Consider the following 17,098-nt stretch of genomic DNA (forward strand, 5'->3'; position numbering starts at 1 on the left):
AACAACCGCAAGTGCGAAGGCGCACCAAGGTACCGACCGAGCGTCAGGCCGTCACGTCCAACGCGGCGCCGCCGGCGCTGCGGCGCTTCAGCTCGATGCGGTCGTGCGACGATACGCCGAGCAGGTCGGCGGCGCGCCACACCACATTCTCCTCGAATTCCGACACCCGGCCGTCGGCGAACACCAGCTCCCACATCATCTCGATGATGCGGATCCGACCGGGTTCATCCACCGCGCGCATGATCACGCTGGTGAAGTGATAGAGATCGACGGCCTCGCCCTCGACCAGAGTCGCAGCAGCGATCAGCCTGTCGGCCGTGCCGGGATCAAGCCCGAACCGGGTTTCGATCAGGCTGTGCAACTTGGCCTTCTCGACCGCGGAGGGTTCGCCGTCCAGGGAAATCACATGAATCATCAAGGCCGTGGCAGCGAGCCGGTAGCCGGTATCATCAAACTCCTGGGTCTGCGAGCCCGGCGATACGACCTCGGCAATGAAGTCACGCAATTTTTCGAGCATCTAAATTCCCCGTCGAATAGCCCCGGTCGGAGCGTGGGTAAGGAACGTAAGCGTGCCACCCGGGTTCCCGATCCGCAAATTACGATTCCGCAATGCCTGCACGACAGGCACATTCAGGGAATCTCGTAGACCACGACCTTGTCGGCGATGCCGCGCAAGGCCGCGTGTTTTTCGATCGGCACGATATCGGCCGTGCGCAGCATCTGCTCGACGCCTTGCGCGGAGCGCACCGTGCCGGTGATATGGATCGCCGGCGCATTCGAGACGCCCTGCACCCTTGCTGCGATGTTCACCGTCTGGCCGAAGTAATCCTGCCGCTCGTTCAGCATCACGGCCAGGCAGGGTCCTTCATGAATGCCGATCTTGACCATCAGGTCGCGGGTGCCGCGTTGGTCGTTGAGCTGCTCCATCGCCGCGCGCATCCGCAGGCCCGCCGCGAGCGCCTGCTCCGGCCGGGTGAAGGTCGCCATCACGGCATCGCCGATCGTCTTCACCGCTGCGCCGCCTTCCGATGCGATGATCTCCAGCAGGGCGTGGAAATGCGCGCGGACCAGATCGAAAGCGGCGAGGTCGCCGACCCGGTCATATAATGCGGTGGAGCCCTTGAGGTCGGTGAACAGGAAAGTCAGCGAGGTGATCTTAAGCCGCTGGTCGATGGTCAGATTGTCGGCCTTGAAGACATCGCGGAAGGTCTGGTTGGTCAGCATCCGCTTGGCGGTCAGGAACGACTTGCGCCGGCCGAGCAGATGATGGAGCGCGTCGGCGGCGACGAACACCGCCGGCAGCACGCGGACATCGGTCTGGTTGTCGAACGACACATGCAGCGGCCCCGGCCGGAGTGTGATCGTCTCGGTCGGCCGATGCGCGCCGTCATACTGCAGGGATAGCTGCCGGATCTCGTCGGTCGGCTCGCCCTGCACGTCGATGAACGTGGCGGCGTGGGTCACCGGTTCGAACACGATCATGAACTGCTCGGGCAGCGTCAGCGTCAGTTCGTTCTGGCGATAGGCCGGGACTTCGCGGTGATCGAGCACGATCTCGTCGGCCAGGGAGGCGAAGGCCGCCGCATCGAAATCGACGCCCGAGCTCCAGAACACCTGCTTGAAATAGTCCCAGATCGGCAGCGCGCCCGGATCATGCGCCGCGATCCGGCGCACCCTTGGCGACACCGTGAAGGCAACCTCGACCTGGTCATCGACCGAGGCGGCATGGTCGCTGCCGCACAGGCCGCAATGATAGTCATCGTCGCGCAGCGATTTCAGCGTGCCGAATGCATCGAGCACGCCGCGGCAGCCCGGGCACAGCACGTTCCAGGAGAGGTCGAACAGGCCGAGCCGCGAGGCCTGCAGGAAGCCGGAGATCACGCGCTCCTCCGGCAGCCCGGTCCGGGAGGCGAAGTCGAGCAGGTTGATGCGGTTCAGCGCATCGTCGGCGCCCTCCGCGATCAGTTGTCCGATCGCTGCGACGACGGTGGGATCGCTAGTCTTCTGAAGGGCGTCGAGTTGGGCTTGGATATCGCTCATCGGATATAAATAGGATTGTTCGGTAACGTGTCAAAGACGGCTTCACAACCCGGTGTCGTCCCGGCGCACGCCGGGACCCATAACCTCCGTCAGTGAAAGAGAAGCTGCAGAGCGACGGCAATCACGCTCTACTTGGATTGCTGGCGTGTATGGGTCCCGGCGTTCGCCGGGACGACAGGAGAGGGCGGTGCTTCTCGCTAGCGCCGGGAAATTCTAAACTTCGGCGAGCGGTTCGGCTGCGTCGTGACGATGCCGATCGGCAGCACCGGCTCGGTCTCGTCGAGTTCGACGCGAAACGCGCCGACCAGTTTAGCCAGCGCCAGCGTCGCCTCGACCAGCGCGAAATGCGCGCCGATGCAGACCCGGGCGCCGACGCCGAACGGCAGATAGGCATAGCGGTCCGGCGCCGGCGCGCCCGGCATGAAGCGGTCCGGCATGAACGCATTGGGCTGCTCCCACAGCCGCTCGTGGCGATGCAGCAGCCACGGCGCGATCAGGATCACGTCGTTTTTGACAACAGCCTCGCCGCCGAGTGAATCCGGGCCGGCGGCTGCACGCGCAATCAGGAAGGCCGGCGGATATAGCCGCATCGTCTCGTCGATCACCGCGCGGGTGAATTTCAAGGCCTCGAATCCGGCGCCATCCCCGGCGGCGTGGGCTTCCGCGGCGACGCGATCCTGCGTCTCCGGATCGAGCGCCAGCAGATACAGCGCCCAGAACAGCGCCGTGGCCGTCGTCTCGTGGCCGGCCAAAATCATGGTCGCCACCTGGTCGCCTAGCTGCGCATCGGAGAAGGCGTCGTTGGTTTCCGGATCGCGTGCGGCGACCATCAGGTCGAACAAGTCGCGCGGCGGGGCGCCCTCAAGCTTGCCGGCGGCGCGACGCTCGGCGATCAGCATCGCGACGAAGCGGGTCCAGCGCTTGCGGAAGAAGTGCCGCGAAATGTCCTGCGGCGTCGGCCAGCCCAATGGCAGCAGCAGGTCGAGGAAATGCGGCCGCGCCAAATTCATGCCGTAGTCGATCACGAAGTCGCGCAGCGCGCGGCCATGGCGCGCCATGCCGGTGGAAAACATGGTGCGGCCGGCGATCTCCAGCGTCATCCGCTGCATCACCTCGCGGAGATCGACCGTGCCTTGCACCTTGTGTAGTTCGGCGACCGTCTCGTCGATTGCCGAGAGCATGTGTGGGATCAGTGTGCTGACCGCGCGCGGCGTGAAGGCCGGCGCCAGCGTGCGGCGCTGGTGCTTCCAGGCGCGCCCTTCGGCCAGCAGCAGGCCTTCACCGAGCATCGGCCGCAACACGCGGATGCCGGCGGGGGTCCGGGTGTAGTTCTCGTAATTGTCCACCAGCACATGGCGGATGTCGTCTGGCGCGTTCAGGATGAAGCTGGCATGGCCGAAGAAGCGACCCTTGACGATGTCGTCCTCGTAGGCGCGCTGACCCCAGGTGTCGATGGCGCTCTTGCGCATCAAGGCCATCCGGCCAAACGGCCCCATATTTTCCGGCGCCCGCGGCGGCGCCGGCGGTACCAGCGGCGCGCGGGCAGGGATGTCGATCGTCTCGGCGATGCTCATGGCCCCAGTGAAGCTATCAATCCAGGCGCCATGATGGCGCCTTCAGAGGGTGAATTCGGCCAGCGTGACGCGGTTTTCCGCCGCCGGCCAGGCCCGCGCGACGAGGCGCTCCTCGTTGCACAGGGCGACCACCGGCCGGCCGATCTCGGCGGCGGGAAGTCGAACGGTGGCCAGCGAGTCCGTCGGCACGCCAGCCTTGATGTCGGCCGGCTCCTTGCCGTCGAGCGCCACGATGTCGCGCGGCAGGCCGAAATAGCCGCGCGGCCGCGACATCATCACCACGGCGCCGACGCCGGCGTCGGCGGGCCCCAGCGCCCGGCCGGGGCGCAGATGCACGACATCCGACGAGCGCGGGAACGGCGAGCGATAGAAATGGGTGATGGGTGCGCCGGGTGCGGCGAGCACGATTTCCAGCGGCCAGGTCGGCTCGACCTGCGCTGTTCCCCAGCGGCCGTCAGGGCCGGTCGTGGCGCGATGCACGGCGCCGCCGATCCGCTCACCGGTCTCGGGCGCCACGCAAAAAATCTCGACGGTGGCGCCGGCTACCGGCCGGTTGGTCGGCACGCCGCCGGCCATGCCGGTGACAAGACCGCCGAGCCGCACCGCTGGCTCGGCCTCGACGGCGATGCGGGCTGGTTCACGACCGGCAATGAATTTGTAGATTTCGCGGAACGCGCGCGGGTGAAAGCCGACCTCGCGGTGGTCGAGCGTGCCGAGTACCAGATTGGTGGCGCCGCGCAGCGCCGGGCCGTCGGAGGTGATGCCGGTCGACGTCCCCGGCTTGCCGGCAAAGCGGCCGTCCGGCTGGGCGTATTTGTCGGTGCCGTCGCCGCGCAGGGTCAGGAAGGCGGTGCCGTCGGTTACCTCCTGGCCTTCGCCACCATTCAGCTCCCGCAGGAACGGGCCGTTTCCATTGAACTCGCTGCCGGGATTGTCGCTCCAGGCGTAGACGCCATGATTGGGCACGCCGCACAGCACCGCATGGCTGACATCGGCAGCGCCGCCATTCCTGATGTAGTTGCGCACGGCATAGCCGCCCCGCGAATTGGCCACCAGGGCGACGCGCGCAGCCCCGGTGCGGCGCTTCAGCTCGGCAATGGCCTCGCCGAGTTCGCGGCGCTGCTGCGTGGTGGAGGAACGGTTCGGCTGCTCCACGCCGTCGTCGCTCCGCGACAGCGGGTCGGTGAAATTGATCGCCATCAGGCGGTCGCGCGCCATGCCGTTGGATTCCATGCGCCAGAGCTGCGTCATCCACAGCGCGGCGTGATCGCCATTGCCATGCACGAACAGGATCGGCGGAATGTCGGAAGGGGAAGTGATGGTGCCGGTTCCGGTCTGGGCCACGGCCTTCGAGACCAGCGCCGTGGCCGCCAGCGGCAGCGCCGCTGCTCCCAACAAGATCGTTCGCCGCGACATCATCATGCAACCTCCCGAATCGTATTTTAGACGACGGTATCTGCATCGCGCAGGCCCGCCTAGACGCGGCGCTACTGGACAGCCGCTCGGATTTGCAGGCATCACAGTGTCATGACCGGCGGATGACCAACGCGCCGGAAGCTTCTCAGAAAGCGGCAGGGGATGAAGACGCCGGTGTCCAGACCAATCGTCGCCACCGACGGCATCGCGGCGCCATTGCGCTTTCCCGTGTTCCGCCGGATCTGGCTGGCCAGCCTGTTGTCCAATCTGGGCCTGATGATCCAGAGCGTCGGCGCGGCCTGGGCGATGACCCAGATGACGGCGTCGGCCGACAGAGTGGCGCTGGTGCAGACCGCCTTGATGCTGCCGATCATGCTGATCGCGATGCCGGCCGGTGCGGTCGCCGACATGTACGACCGCCGCCTCGTTTCGCTGGCGTCGCTGGCGGTTTCGCTGCTCGGCGCCTCGGCGCTGACGCTGCTGGACTGGAGCGGCGCGGTGACGCCGAACCTGCTGCTGGCGTTCTGCTTCGTCATCGGCAGCGGCATGGCGCTGTTCGGCCCGGCCTGGCAGTCCTCGGTCGGCGAGCAGGTGCCGCCGGAGGTGCTGCCATCCGCGGTGGCGCTGAACGGCATCAGCTACAATATCGCGCGCAGCTTCGGCCCTGCGATCGGCGGTATCGTCGTCGCGACCGCCGGTGCCGTCGCGGCCTTTGCCGCCAATGCGGTGCTCTACATCCCGCTGCTGGTGGTGCTGTTTCTGTGGCGGCGCAACACCGAGGCGTCGCGGCTGCCGCGTGAGCGGTTGAGTCGGGCGATCGTCTCCGGCGTGCGCTACATCGCCAATTCGCCGTCGATTCGCATCGTGCTGATGCGCACGCTGATCACCGGCATCTGCGGGGGCTCGGTCTCGGCCCTGATGCCGCTGGTGGCGCGGGACCTGTTGCACGGCGGCGCGCAAACCTATGGCATCATGCTCGGCGCGTTCGGCATGGGCGCGGTGATCGGCGCGCTGAACATCGGCTCGGTGCGAAAATATCTCGGCGGCGAGGCCTCGATCCGCGCCTGCGCGCTGGTCATGGGCGTGGCCATCGCCGGGATCGCCGTCAGCCGCGACCCGGTGCTCACGGCTGCGGCGCTCGTGGTGGCGGGATCGGTATGGATGATGGCCATCGCGCTGTTCAATATCGGCGTGCAACTGTCGGCGCCGCGCTGGGTCGCGGGGCGCTCGCTCGCCGCCTTCCAGGCCGCGATTGCCGGCGGCATCGCGATCGGCAGCTGGGGCTGGGGCTTTCTGACCGACATGTTCGGCGTCGAATTCGCGTTGCTGGCGTCGGGCGCGGCGATGTTTGCTTCACCCTTGCTCGGGCTGTGGCTGAAGATGCCGCCGATCGGCGTCCGCGACGAGGACGCCGGCATGCTCGACGATCCCGAGGTGCAACTGCACCTCACCGGGCGCAGCGGACCGCTGGTGGTGGAGATCGAGTACCGTATCGATCAGGAGCGGGCCCGCGCCTTCCACGGGGTAATGCAGGATGTCCAGCTCTCGCGGCAGCGCAACGGCGCCTATGGCTGGTCGATCGCCCGCGACATCGCCGATCCCGAATTATGGACCGAGCGCTATCACTGTCCGACCTGGCTCGACTTCCTGCGGCAGCGCAACCGCTCGACGCAGTCGGAGCGCGCACTGTACCAGCGCGCCGCGGACTATCATCTCGGCCCGGATCCGATCCGCGTTCGCCGCATGCTGGAACGGCCGTTCGGTTCGGTGCGCTGGAAGGATGAAACCCCGGACCGCGTCGCCGGCGATGTGCTGCCGGCGGCAACGCCTGCCGGCTCCAGTGGCTGATTACTGGTTGTTGTCGGCCAGCACTTTCGAGCAGGCCTTGCTGAGCTTGCTGCGGTTTTCCTTGAGGCAACCGAGCACGACCATGTCGCCGTCGTTCATCTTGGCGCGGCAGAACCTGGAAACGTCGCGCGCGCAGGCCGACTGCTGGGTATTGTCCTGCGCCGCCGCCGCAGATGCGAAAAGCAGTAGCGGAATCATCAATACGATTCTTGTCATGGCAACTATCCGTTCAACAATGCAATCCGGCGATAATGCACGACCGGGGATCTCGTTGCTACACGTGAAATAGCTCAATGCGGCGCGACGCCGATCACCAGATCGTCGCGGTGGATCATCTCGGCGCGGCCGGTGATCCCCAGGATTCGCATCGCGTCCGGCGAGGTGTGGCCCTTGATCCGCTCGGCATTCTCGGCGTCATGCGCCACGAGCCCGCGGCCGATCTCGTGGGTATCGGGGCCGCGCACCAGCACCGCATCGCCGCGTGAAAAATGGCCCTCGACGCGGATCACGCCGGCCGGCAGCAGGCTTTTGCCGGCGCGCAGCGCCTTGACCGCGCCGGCGTCGATGGTGAGCGTGCCCTTCGGCTCCAGCGATCCGGCGATCCAGCGTTTTCGCGCCGTGACGGGATTGGCGGGCGAGAGAAACCAGGTGCAGAGGCCGCCATCGGCAATCTTCTGCAGCGGATGATCGACCTTGCCGGAGGCGATCACCATGTGGGTGCCGGCGGTGGTGGCGATCTTGGCAGCCTCGATCTTGGTATACATCCCGCCGCGCGATAATTCGGACTCTGCGGCGCCGGCCATGGCCTCGATCTCGGCGGTGACGGACTCGACGACTGGAATGAGCCTGGCGTCGGGATTGGAGCCGGGCGGCGCGGTGTACAGCCCGTCGATATCCGACAGCAGCACCAGCAGGTCGGCCGAGGCCATCGTGGCCACGCGGGCAGCAAGGCGGTCATTGTCGCCATAGCGGATCTCGTTGGTGGCCACGGTATCGTTCTCGTTGATCACCGGCACCGCGCGCCATTCCAGCAGCTTGGCAATGGTCGAGCGCGCATTGAGATAGCGGCGGCGCTCTTCGGTATCCTGCAGCGTCACGAGAATCTGGCCGGCGCCGATGCCGTGAGCGCCCAGCACTTCCGACCAGATCCGCGCCAGCGCGATCTGGCCTACGGCGGCGGCGGCCTGGCTCTCTTCCAGCTTCAGCGCGCCGCGCGGCAGCTTCAAGCGGCTGCGGCCGAGCGCGATCGAGCCGGACGATACCACAAGCACGTCGCGACCATCGGCATGCAGCTTGGCGATGTCGGCGGCCAGCGCCGTCAGCCAGGCCGACTTCACCTCGCCCTTGGCCGAATCGATCAGCAGCGACGACCCGACCTTGATGACGATGCGGCGGAAGTTGTTCAGTGACGGGGAGGACATGGCGGGGCTTTGTTGGTTCGGAATGCCGACAGTAGATGAAGCTGACCAACGATCAATGCGAAGCGCCGACGGCGCGCTCCCTCTCCCCGTTGGGGAGAGGGCTGGGGTGCGGGGACACCGGCCTATCGATGGCGCCCCGGCCCCTCACCCGGATTGCTCCGCAATCCGACCTCCCCCCACGGGGAGAGGTGACTGAGCGTCGCTGCTCGCATTCGGATTCATCTTTGAACTCTAGTTCGTCAGCGGCGCCCAGGGCGCGGAGGCGTTCATAGCCTTGGCCTTGTCCGATACCGGCGCTTCGCCGATTTCGGCGACCAGCGCGCGCAACGCCTCCTTGACGCCTTCGCCGGTGGCGCCCGCGATCAGCAGCGGCGTCTTCTTCGCGGCGCGCTTCAGGCGATCCTTCTGCTGCTTCAACTGCTCGGGCGTCACCGCGTCGATCTTGTTGAGCGCGACGATCTCGACCTTGTTGGCGAGGTCGCCTTCATAGGCCTCGAGCTCGGTGCGGACAGTCTTGTACGCCTTGCCGGCATGTTCGCTGGTCGCGTCGATCAGATGCAGCAGCACGCGGCAGCGCTCGACATGGCCCAAAAATCTGTCGCCGAGGCCGGCGCCTTCATGGGCGCCCTCGATCAGGCCGGGAATATCGGCGAGCACGAATTCGCGGCTGTCGACATCGACCACGCCGAGCTGAGGATGCAGCGTCGTGAACGGATAGTCGGCGATCTTCGGCTTGGCGGCCGACACCACCGAGAGGAAGGTCGATTTGCCGGCATTCGGCAGGCCGACCAGGCCGGCATCCGCGATCAGCTTCAGGCGCAGCCAGATCCAGCGTTCTTCGCCGGTCTGGCCGGGATTGGCGTTGCGCGGCGCGCGGTTGGTTGAGGACTTGAAGTGCGCGTTGCCGAAGCCGCCATTGCCGCCTTCGGCCAGTACGAAGATCTCGCCGAGCTTGGTGAAGTCGTGGATCAGCGTCTCGCGATCTTCGTCGAAGATCTGCGTGCCCACGGGGACCTTCAGCGTCACGGCCTCGCCGTTGGCGCCGTGGCGGTCCTTGCCCATGCCGTTGGTGCCCTTCGGCGCCTTGAAATGCTGCTGGTAACGATAGTCGATCAGCGTGTTCAGGCCATCGACGACTTCGATGATGACATCGCCGCCGCGTCCGCCGTTGCCGCCGGAGGGGCCGCCGAACTCGATGTACTTCTCGCGGCGAAACGCCACGCAGCCGTTGCCGCCGTCACCGGAGCGAATGTAAACCTTGGCTTCATCGAGAAATTTCATGGTGTATCCGTATCGCAGGGGGGTGGTGGCGGCAACCGTTTCATGGCTTTGAGCCGTGAAAAGCCCGCATTTGCGGGCCTTGCTGCCGCGCGCGCTGCGTCGTAGAGGACGCGTGCCGCTGTTAACCAAGCCCTGTCGTGATGGGCTCTTCTACAGGTCCATCTAGGCATGTTTGCGACCATTTCCACTGCCGCCGACGAGCGGACCGCGCGTCTCGCCGGCATCGGCCTGATGCTGGCCGGGATCGGGCTGTTCTCGCTCGGCGACGCGATCGGCAAATACCTCGTCATCGACCATTCGGTCGGGCAGTTGCTGTTTTTGCGCGCGATCGCGGCCCTCTTGGTGCTGTCGCCGTCGATCTGGCGGTATCGCGCGGAGTTCTTCCGGCTCGAGCGGCCGCGGCTGCAACTGGTGCGGATGGTGCTCTCGACCGTCGATGTCGCCGCGTTCTTCGCCGCCACCGTGTATCTGCCGCTCGCCGACGTCATCACCTTCTATCTCGCGGTACCGATCTTCGTCACCGCAGGCTCGGCGATCTTCCTGCGCGAGCAGGTCGGCTGGCGGCGCTGGAGCGCGGTGGCGGTCGGTTTCTGCGGCGTGCTGATCGCGTTGCAGCCGTCACCGGAGAGCTTCACCTGGCCGGCGCTGATCGCGTTGTGCGGCAGCGCGTCGTTTGCCGCCCTGATGCTGCTGACGCGCACGCTGCGCGCCGCACCCGACGTGGTGCTGGCCTCGACGCAATTCATGGGCTCGCTCGCCTTCGGCGCGGTGATGGCGCCGTTCGGCTGGGTGACGCCAGGCCTCGGAGACACCGCCATGTTCCTGTTCGGCGGCGTGACGTCGGTCTGCGCGCTATTATGCGTCAACCGCTCGCTGAAACTGGCGCCGGCGAGCGTGGTGGTGCCGTATCAATATACGATGATCATCTGGGCGGTGCTGTTCGGCTACGTCGCGTTCGGTGACCTGCCGTCAATGGCGACGCTGATCGGGGCCGCGATCATCGTCGCGGCCGGGCTTTATATCTTCCTGCGCGAACGCAATCTCGGTCACGTCCCGGAAGTGAGTCCGCCGGTGGCGTGAACGCGGGGCGCGCCGAACGGTCGTGCCTGCCTGCGACGGGATGGGCCTATTTCTGGGGTGTCAGTTCCAGCCTGGCGGTGGCGAAGCGCTCCATCATCCGTTGCTCACGATCCTTGCGGTCGTCGGCCAGCAACTTCAATTCGTCGCGCTCGAAACGGTCCAGCACATGCTGGAAAGCGTTCGGCACGTCACGGCCTTCGACCAGCGACTGATTTGATGAGTCCGGCATGTCGATCTCCCTGTCTGATATCTATTAGTACGGCAGGTAGAGAAGTTCGCGTATCCGGGGATCTACCCGGTTTGGCGACAATACGAATTGTTGGTGAGCGATCGATTAACGGCGGCTAACGGGCGCAAGGTGGGTGGCGAGTACCACTCCCTTGCGCCGCCTGGCTGCCGACGGAACGTTGCGGAGTGATCACCGTCTCGTCGACGTACCCCAGTGCTTAAGCGACGACCACACCGAGCGGCTGAGCTTGAAGCAGTCCACCGGCGTCGAGGAGCCGATCGCCTCGAAGCGGTGCAACTGCACGCCGATCCACTGGAAGCCGCACTTCTCCAGGATGTTGCGCGACGCCGGATTGGCGACGCGGGCGCTGGAGGCGAGATGCTCGATGGTGAATTCCTCGAAGGTGAAGTCGATCACCGCGCGCGCGGCCTCGGTCGCAAAACCCTGGCCCCAATGATCGACGCCGAGCCAGTAGCCGAGCTCCGGCGCGTCCGGCTGGCGCCAGTCGACGCCGACCATGCCGATCGGCCGGCGATCCTGTTCGATCAGGAACACCGTGTCGCTGCCGCCATGCAGCGACTGGACGAAGTCGACCGCGTGCGCCTCCGAATAAGGATGCGGCAGCCGGCGGGTCATCTCCGCGATGCGGCGATCATTGGCGAGATGGGCAATCGCTTTGGCGTCGGCGAGCGTGGGCTTGCGCAGCGCGAGGCGCGCGGTCTCGAGAACGCAACCGGCGGCGTGCGGTTCCAGCCGCGTCGGGGTCGGGATATCCTGCAGCATCTCGGGCTCCTTGGCGCTTTGCGCACCAAACGAAAAGGGGAGGCCGGTTTCCCGCCTCCCCTTTGGAGCCTCTGTGGCGTCCGCGGGTTCAACAGGACCCGGCGGACTCCAATGTGTCCACCGTGTTACTCGGCCGCGGCTTCAAGAATCGGCAGAACCGAAATGAAGGTGCGACCGTTGGCTTTGGCGCGAAACTGGACGTGGCCTTCTACCTTGGCGAACAGGGTATGGTCGGTGCCCATGCCGACATTAAGGCCGGGGTGCCAGGTGGTGCCGCGCTGACGCGCAATGATGTTGCCGGGGATCACGCGCTCGCCGCCATACGCCTTGATTCCGAGGCGCTTGCCTGCCGAATCACGACCGTTTCGCGATGAACCGCCTGCTTTTTTATGAGCCATAGCCCGTCTCCAATCTTGAGGTTTTCCAGATCACATCCCTGTGGGGCGCGATCTCACATATTTTCAACTTGTCGCGGCGTGATGCCGCGCCAGGGTTTCTTATGCGGCGTCTTCAGCCTCGACGGCGGCCGGCTTGACGACCTTCTCGCGCTTCGGGCGCGGTCCGACGGTCGGCTTCTTGCCATCGGCCAGGATCTCGGTGATCCGCAGCACGGTGATCTCGTCGCGGTAACCACGCTTGCGGCGCGAATTCTTGCGGCGGCGCTTCTTGAACGAGATGATCTTCGGGCCGCGCTTGTGCGACAGCACCTCGGCCGCCACGGTGGCGCCTGCGACCATCGGCAGTCCGAGCACCGGCGTATCGCCGCCGAGCACCAGAACTTCGCCGAGCTGGATGATCGTTCCAACTTCGCCTTCGATCTTGCCTACTTCGAGCACATCTTCAGCGACAACGCGGTATTGCCGCCCGCCGGTCTTGATGACTGCGAACATCAGTATATTCCTTCGTTTTCGATCCAACCTCGATGGGTCGGCTTTTTGTTGTTCTTGTTAAGGGCATCGCCGGGTCCTGAAGGATTTCGGCGAATTTCTGCGGAAGGACGGACGTTGCCGCCGACGCGCAAAAACAATCGGCGCGAGGAAAACCTGCGCCGGATACGGGACTTATAGCCGGCGAGGTCGGCGAGTCAAGGAAAAGTCCGGGAAATCGCGGCAAAACGGGGGCTTCTCGCGGCCCGGGGGGCGTCGAACCCTTCGCGGGCACGCCCGCGGGACATGGTAAACGCAACGTTAAGTAACCCGCCCTACCAAGGAATCTGGCGTCGTTCGTGCGCCCCGCGATTCCGAGAGACATCCGATGACATCTGATCCGCTCCCGATCGGCGCTTCCGCCACCCTTCCGGTTCCCCGCATCGGCTTTGCGACCCTGACCCAGATGGCGTTCGAGGGCGTCGATTTGCGGCCCTTGTGGCAGGAATTGATGGACAAGGTCGCCAACGGCACCGCCGATGCGGGCCATGGCATCGACCTGTCGCTGCTGACGCAATTGCTCGGCGACAAGCCGAACGGGCTGGCGATCCAGGACGAGGTGCTGGCCCAGCACCGGCTGTTTCGTTCGCCGTGCGATACGCAGCCGCCGCGGCTGCGCGTGCTGGCGCTGGCCGCCGCGATCGACATGGGCGGCAACACACCGATCGATTTCCTGCTGGAGGATTCCAGCATCGAGCTGACGACGCTCTATGTGGTGGAGGGCACGGAGCTGCCGTCGCCGCTGCCGGAGCACGACGTGGCCATCGTGGTGGCGTCCGACTCCGAGGAATGCCGCGCAGCACTGGCCGAGATCGATCGTCTCGCACCGCGCTGGCCGCGCCCGCTGCTAAACCCGCCCGGCCGGATCGGCAATCTCGACCGCGACAAGCTGTACCGGCTGTTGCACGACATCGCCGGCATCGACATTCCCGCGACGGTCGGCGTCGCCCGCGCGCGGCTCGACGAGGTCGCGGCCGGCCGCGCCCGGCTGGCCTCGGTGGCGGACGGTACCGATTTTCCGGTGATCGTGCGGCCGCGCGGCTCGCATGCCGGCGTTGGCCTCGCGAAGCTCGAGGACGCCGAAGCGCTCGGTGCCTATCTCGCCGAGCCCGCGCGGCGCGAGCCGGAATTCTTCATCTCGCGCTTCGTGGACTATTCCAGCGCCGACGGCCAGTTCCGCAAATACCGCATCGTGTTCGTCGACAGCCGGGTGTTCGCCTGCCACATGGCGATCTCCGAGCAGTGGAAGATCTGGTATCTCAACGCCGGCATGTCGTTCAGCGAGAGCAAGCGGCAGGAGGAGGCCGGCTTTCTGACCGAGTTCGATGAAGGCTTCGGCGCCCGGCACCGCGCCGCGCTGGACGGCATGGCTGAGCGCGTCGCGCTGGACTATTTCACCGCCGACGTCGCCGAGACCAAAGATGGCCGGCTGCTGATCTTCGAGGCGGACAATACCGCGGTGGTCCACAATATGGATTCGCCGGAGCTGTTTCCCTACAAGCCGCCGCAGATGCGCGCGATCTTCTGCGCCTTCGCGGCCATGCTGACGCAGCGCGCCGAAGCCTGGCGCACCCGCGCGTAGCCGTGCGCCCTGTTCGGGCGTGACAAAAGGCGCCATGCAACCAACCGGTTCCCTGCGCATTGTCACACGATTTTCGAACCCCAGGGGCAAAATGGCTGACGACAACGGAACGACGACGGGCATCGCCCGGCATGGTGCAACGCGCCTGCCCTCGGTGGAAATAGACAGCTTCAATATCGAACTGAAGGACGAGGACGGCTTTCTCGGCGACCGCGCCAGCAAGGGCGCGTTCCAGCGCATTCTCGATGGCTTGCGCAAACCGCTGCAGAAGAACGGCGACGACCCGCTCGGCAAGAAGGCGACGGAGGAAATCGGCAAGTCGACGCTCTCCGAGGCGCTGGTCGGCGACGACATCGCGGCGGCAGCCTTGGTGCACGGCGCGATCGAGGATTTCGCGCAGGAGCTGGCCTACGTCACCCGGCGCTTTCTAAAGAGCAAGGCTTGGGCCGGCACCGAATGTATCGTGGTCGGAGGCGGCTTCCGGCAAAGCCGGGTCGGCGAGATGGCGATCGCCCGCACCGACCTGCTGCTGAAGGCCGAGGGCATCGAGGTCGACCTGGTGCCGATCCGCTTCCACCCCGATGAAGCCGGGCTGCTCGGCTGCCTGCATCTGGCGCCGTCGTGGATCTTCGAGGGCCATGACAGCATCCTGGCGGTGGACATCGGAGGCTCCAACATCCGCTGCGGCGTCGTCGGGACGCAGTGGAAGAAGGCGCCGGACCTGTCCAAGGCGTCGGTCTGGAAGTCCGATTTGTGGCGCCACGCCGATGACGAACCGACCCGCGAAGGCGCGGTGAAGCGGCTGGTCAAGATGCTGAAGGACCTGCTGACGGCGGCCGAAGCCGAGGGCTTCAAGCTGGCGCCGTTCATCGGCATTTCCTGCCCCGGCGTGATCAACGAGGACGGCACCATCGAGAAGGGCGCGCAGAACCTGCCGGGCAATTGGGAGAGCAGCAAGTTCAACCTGCCGGGTCTGATCGCCGAGGGCATCCCCGAGATCGGCGGCCACGATACCGCGGTACTGATGCACAATGACGGCGTCGCGCAGGGGTTGAGCGAGATTCCTTTCATGCAGGACTTCGACCATTGGGGCGTGCTGACCATCGGCACCGGCCTCGGCAATGCCCGCTTTACCAACCGACATCGCGACAAGAAGGACAAGGACGACGCCAAGGGCGACAAGAAAGACGACACGAAGGAAGAAAAGAAGGCCAAGAAGGCCAAGGCCTGAGGCAGGCCCGGCCAGGACGGCACGCTCCTTCGGAACGTGCCGTCCTGGATGAGGGGCCATTTCGGCCCGCCGGGGCCCTCTGGCGCCACGCCTATCCGCAGGCATGCCAGCCTTCGCCTCTATTCGCCAAATTTCCTGCCGGGCGGCTTGTCTGCCGCGCCAACCTCGCCTAGAACACCGCCCAACCACCCGCGGGCGACCGCGGATTCTGAACGGCCTGGAGAGGTGGCAGAGTGGTTGAACGTACCGCACTCGAAATGCGGCATAGGTGCAAGCCTATCGGGGGTTCGAATCCCCCCCTCTCCGCCAACTTACGTTTCACCCTCCTTCGTCCACGTTCACAATACACCTCTGCTGCAGGGGAATCTGAAAGATAACCGTCTGTACTCGTTTGCTCTCGTTTGCTACAAACCGGGGGTAGATCGAGGGTACAGGTGGAGGTAGGCGTGGCTCGGACAATCAATCGCCTTTCGCATAGGAAGGTCGACACTCTCCGAGAAGCCGGGATGCATAGCGATGGAGGCGGCCTCTATTTACAGGTGACTCCGGGCTCCGACGGCACCCCCCGAAAATCCTGGCTTTTTAGGTATGCGGCGTCGGGCCGTGAGCGCCAGATGGGCCTTGGTCCCCTCGCTGACGTGCCGCTTGCGGAAGCGCGTGAGCGTGCAGCCGCTGCCCGCGAAATGCGGCGTGCCGGCAAGGATCCGATTACCGAACGAAATTCCCTGCGTGTAGAAGCGACCCTGGTCGCAGCCAAGTCAATTTCCTTCGATGAGTGCGCTAAAGCTTACATTGCGGCTCATCGAACAGGCTGGCGCAACGTCAAACACGCCTCGCAGTGGACGAACACCGTTGCAACCTACTGCTCGCCCATATTTGGAAGGCTCCCGGTTCAATCAGTTGATGTTGGACTAGTGATGAAAGCGATCGAACCGATTTGGGCCTCAAAACCTGAAACAGCCGGTCGAGTGCGGGGCCGCATCGAGCGGATTCTAGACTGGGCAAAAGTGCGAGGCTACCGGGATGGCGAGAACCCAGCGCGGTGGCGTGGTCACCTTGATCATCTGCTTCCTGCGCGCGGCAAGGTGCGCCGGGTCAAACACCACGCGGCTCTGCCCTATGTTGAAATTCCCGATTTTGTCGCCGCGCTGAGAGCCAGAGATGCTGTTGCTGCTCGCGCGCTAGAGTTTGCAATTTTAACAGCCGCCCGGACAGGCGAAGTGCTGGGCGCAATGTGGACCGAAATTGATCTTGAAGCTGCGCTTTGGATAATTCCGGCTGAACGAATGAAGGCGGGGCGAGAGCATCGCGTACCGCTGTGCGATGAAGCCGTAGCAATTTTAAGGAGAATGCAAGTCTCGAAGCAGAATGGTTACATATTTCCCGGAGGCCGCCGCCCATGTCTGTCCAATATGTCTCTTTTGATGCTGTTGAGACGAATGGGTCGCTCCAACGTCACTGCACATGGATTTCGCAGCACGTTTAGAGATTGGGCCGAGGAACAAACAGAAACTTCTCATGCAGTCGTCGAAATGGCTCTCGCTCACTCAATCGCGAATGCCGTGGAGGCCGCCTATCGCAGAGGCGATCTCCTCGATAAGCGGCGTTCCCTAATGGTTCAATGGTCAACTTTTACGCACGCAAGATCGAACGAACCCCAAAATTCAATCTGATCTCCCACACCCAG

16 protein-coding genes and 1 tRNA gene are annotated in these 17,098 nt (G+C 65.0%); 6 read left to right on the forward strand and 11 right to left on the reverse strand.

Translation table 11 applies throughout. The features are described 5' to 3' along the window. Window positions 1-43: 43 nt before the first annotated feature. From FNL56_RS02885 to FNL56_RS02900, 4 genes are all read right to left on the reverse strand, one after another. A complete protein-coding gene (locus FNL56_RS02885) occupies window positions 44-517 on the reverse strand; it encodes a TerB family tellurite resistance protein (protein WP_143571511.1) in 474 nt (157 codons plus the stop codon). 113 nt (window positions 518-630) lie between these two features. Beyond that, entirely contained in the window at window positions 631-2,040 is a 1,410-nt protein-coding gene (locus FNL56_RS02890; protein ID WP_143571512.1) for an adenylate/guanylate cyclase domain-containing protein, read from the reverse strand. Window positions 2,041-2,237: 197 nt separating this feature from the next. After that, window positions 2,238-3,614, reverse strand: coding sequence for a cytochrome P450 (locus FNL56_RS02895; RefSeq protein WP_143571513.1), 1,377 nt, complete (start codon window positions 3,612-3,614; stop codon window positions 2,238-2,240). Window positions 3,615-3,656: 42 nt separating this feature from the next. Beyond that, a complete protein-coding gene (locus tag FNL56_RS02900; protein ID WP_143581755.1) occupies window positions 3,657-5,036 on the reverse strand; it encodes a hydrolase in 1,380 nt (459 codons plus the stop codon). A gap of 156 nt (window positions 5,037-5,192) precedes the next feature. On the opposite strand from FNL56_RS02900, the gene FNL56_RS02905 reads away from it, so the two are divergent. After that, window positions 5,193-6,878, forward strand: a complete 1,686-nt coding sequence (locus tag FNL56_RS02905) for an MFS transporter (protein ID WP_143571515.1) — start codon at window positions 5,193-5,195, stop codon at window positions 6,876-6,878. Here FNL56_RS02905 and FNL56_RS02910 read toward each other — a convergent pair whose 3' ends face one another. The 3 genes from FNL56_RS02910 to obgE all read right to left on the reverse strand — a co-directional run bounded on the left by FNL56_RS02910 (window position 6,879) and on the right by obgE (window position 9,580). Further along, entirely contained in the window at window positions 6,879-7,094 is a 216-nt protein-coding gene (locus tag FNL56_RS02910) for a hypothetical protein (protein ID WP_143571516.1), read from the reverse strand. A gap of 74 nt (window positions 7,095-7,168) precedes the next feature. Next, entirely contained in the window at window positions 7,169-8,299 is a 1,131-nt protein-coding gene (gene proB / locus FNL56_RS02915) for a glutamate 5-kinase (protein ID WP_143571517.1), read from the reverse strand. Window positions 8,300-8,530: 231 nt separating this feature from the next. After that, window positions 8,531-9,580 (reverse strand): GTPase ObgE, encoded by a 1,050-nt coding sequence (obgE, locus tag FNL56_RS02920; protein ID WP_143577457.1) that lies wholly within the window; start codon window positions 9,578-9,580, stop codon window positions 8,531-8,533. 168 nt (window positions 9,581-9,748) lie between these two features. Here obgE and FNL56_RS02925 point away from each other — a divergent pair, with 168 nt between their 5' ends. After that, the gene (locus FNL56_RS02925; protein WP_143571519.1) at window positions 9,749-10,660 is read left to right on the forward strand and encodes a DMT family transporter; all 912 of its coding nucleotides are present in this window, start codon (window positions 9,749-9,751) and stop codon (window positions 10,658-10,660) included. 46 nt (window positions 10,661-10,706) lie between these two features. Here FNL56_RS02925 and FNL56_RS02930 read toward each other — a convergent pair whose 3' ends face one another. From FNL56_RS02930 to rplU, 4 genes are all read right to left on the reverse strand, one after another. Beyond that, complete coding sequence (locus FNL56_RS02930; protein WP_143571520.1) at window positions 10,707-10,889, reverse strand: hypothetical protein; 183 nt, start codon at window positions 10,887-10,889, stop codon at window positions 10,707-10,709. Window positions 10,890-11,078: 189 nt separating this feature from the next. After that, the gene (locus FNL56_RS02935) at window positions 11,079-11,672 is read right to left on the reverse strand and encodes a GNAT family N-acetyltransferase (protein ID WP_143571521.1); all 594 of its coding nucleotides are present in this window, start codon (window positions 11,670-11,672) and stop codon (window positions 11,079-11,081) included. 125 nt (window positions 11,673-11,797) lie between these two features. Then, window positions 11,798-12,070 carry a 50S ribosomal protein L27 gene (gene rpmA, locus FNL56_RS02940; RefSeq protein ID WP_143571522.1) on the reverse strand — a complete coding sequence of 91 codons (273 nt, stop codon included), beginning with the start codon at window positions 12,068-12,070 and terminating at the stop codon, window positions 11,798-11,800. 99 nt (window positions 12,071-12,169) lie between these two features. After that, the gene (rplU, locus tag FNL56_RS02945; protein ID WP_143571523.1) at window positions 12,170-12,562 is read right to left on the reverse strand and encodes a 50S ribosomal protein L21; all 393 of its coding nucleotides are present in this window, start codon (window positions 12,560-12,562) and stop codon (window positions 12,170-12,172) included. A gap of 364 nt (window positions 12,563-12,926) precedes the next feature. Between rplU and FNL56_RS02950 the strand changes: the two genes are divergently transcribed. From FNL56_RS02950 to FNL56_RS02965, 4 genes are all read left to right on the forward strand, one after another. Then, window positions 12,927-14,180, forward strand: a complete 1,254-nt coding sequence (locus FNL56_RS02950) for an ATP-grasp domain-containing protein (RefSeq protein WP_143581756.1) — start codon at window positions 12,927-12,929, stop codon at window positions 14,178-14,180. A gap of 91 nt (window positions 14,181-14,271) precedes the next feature. Then, window positions 14,272-15,411 (forward strand): ROK family protein, encoded by a 1,140-nt coding sequence (locus FNL56_RS02955; protein WP_143571525.1) that lies wholly within the window; start codon window positions 14,272-14,274, stop codon window positions 15,409-15,411. 219 nt (window positions 15,412-15,630) lie between these two features. Beyond that, a tRNA-Ser gene (locus tag FNL56_RS02960) sits at window positions 15,631-15,720 on the forward strand. 137 nt (window positions 15,721-15,857) lie between these two features. After that, window positions 15,858-17,084, forward strand: a complete 1,227-nt coding sequence (locus FNL56_RS02965) for a tyrosine-type recombinase/integrase (protein ID WP_143578765.1) — start codon at window positions 15,858-15,860, stop codon at window positions 17,082-17,084. The last annotated feature ends 14 nt before the right edge of the window (window positions 17,085-17,098 follow it).

The organism is Tardiphaga sp. vice304, from assembly GCF_007018905.1.
Classification (GTDB): domain Bacteria; phylum Pseudomonadota; class Alphaproteobacteria; order Rhizobiales; family Xanthobacteraceae; genus Tardiphaga.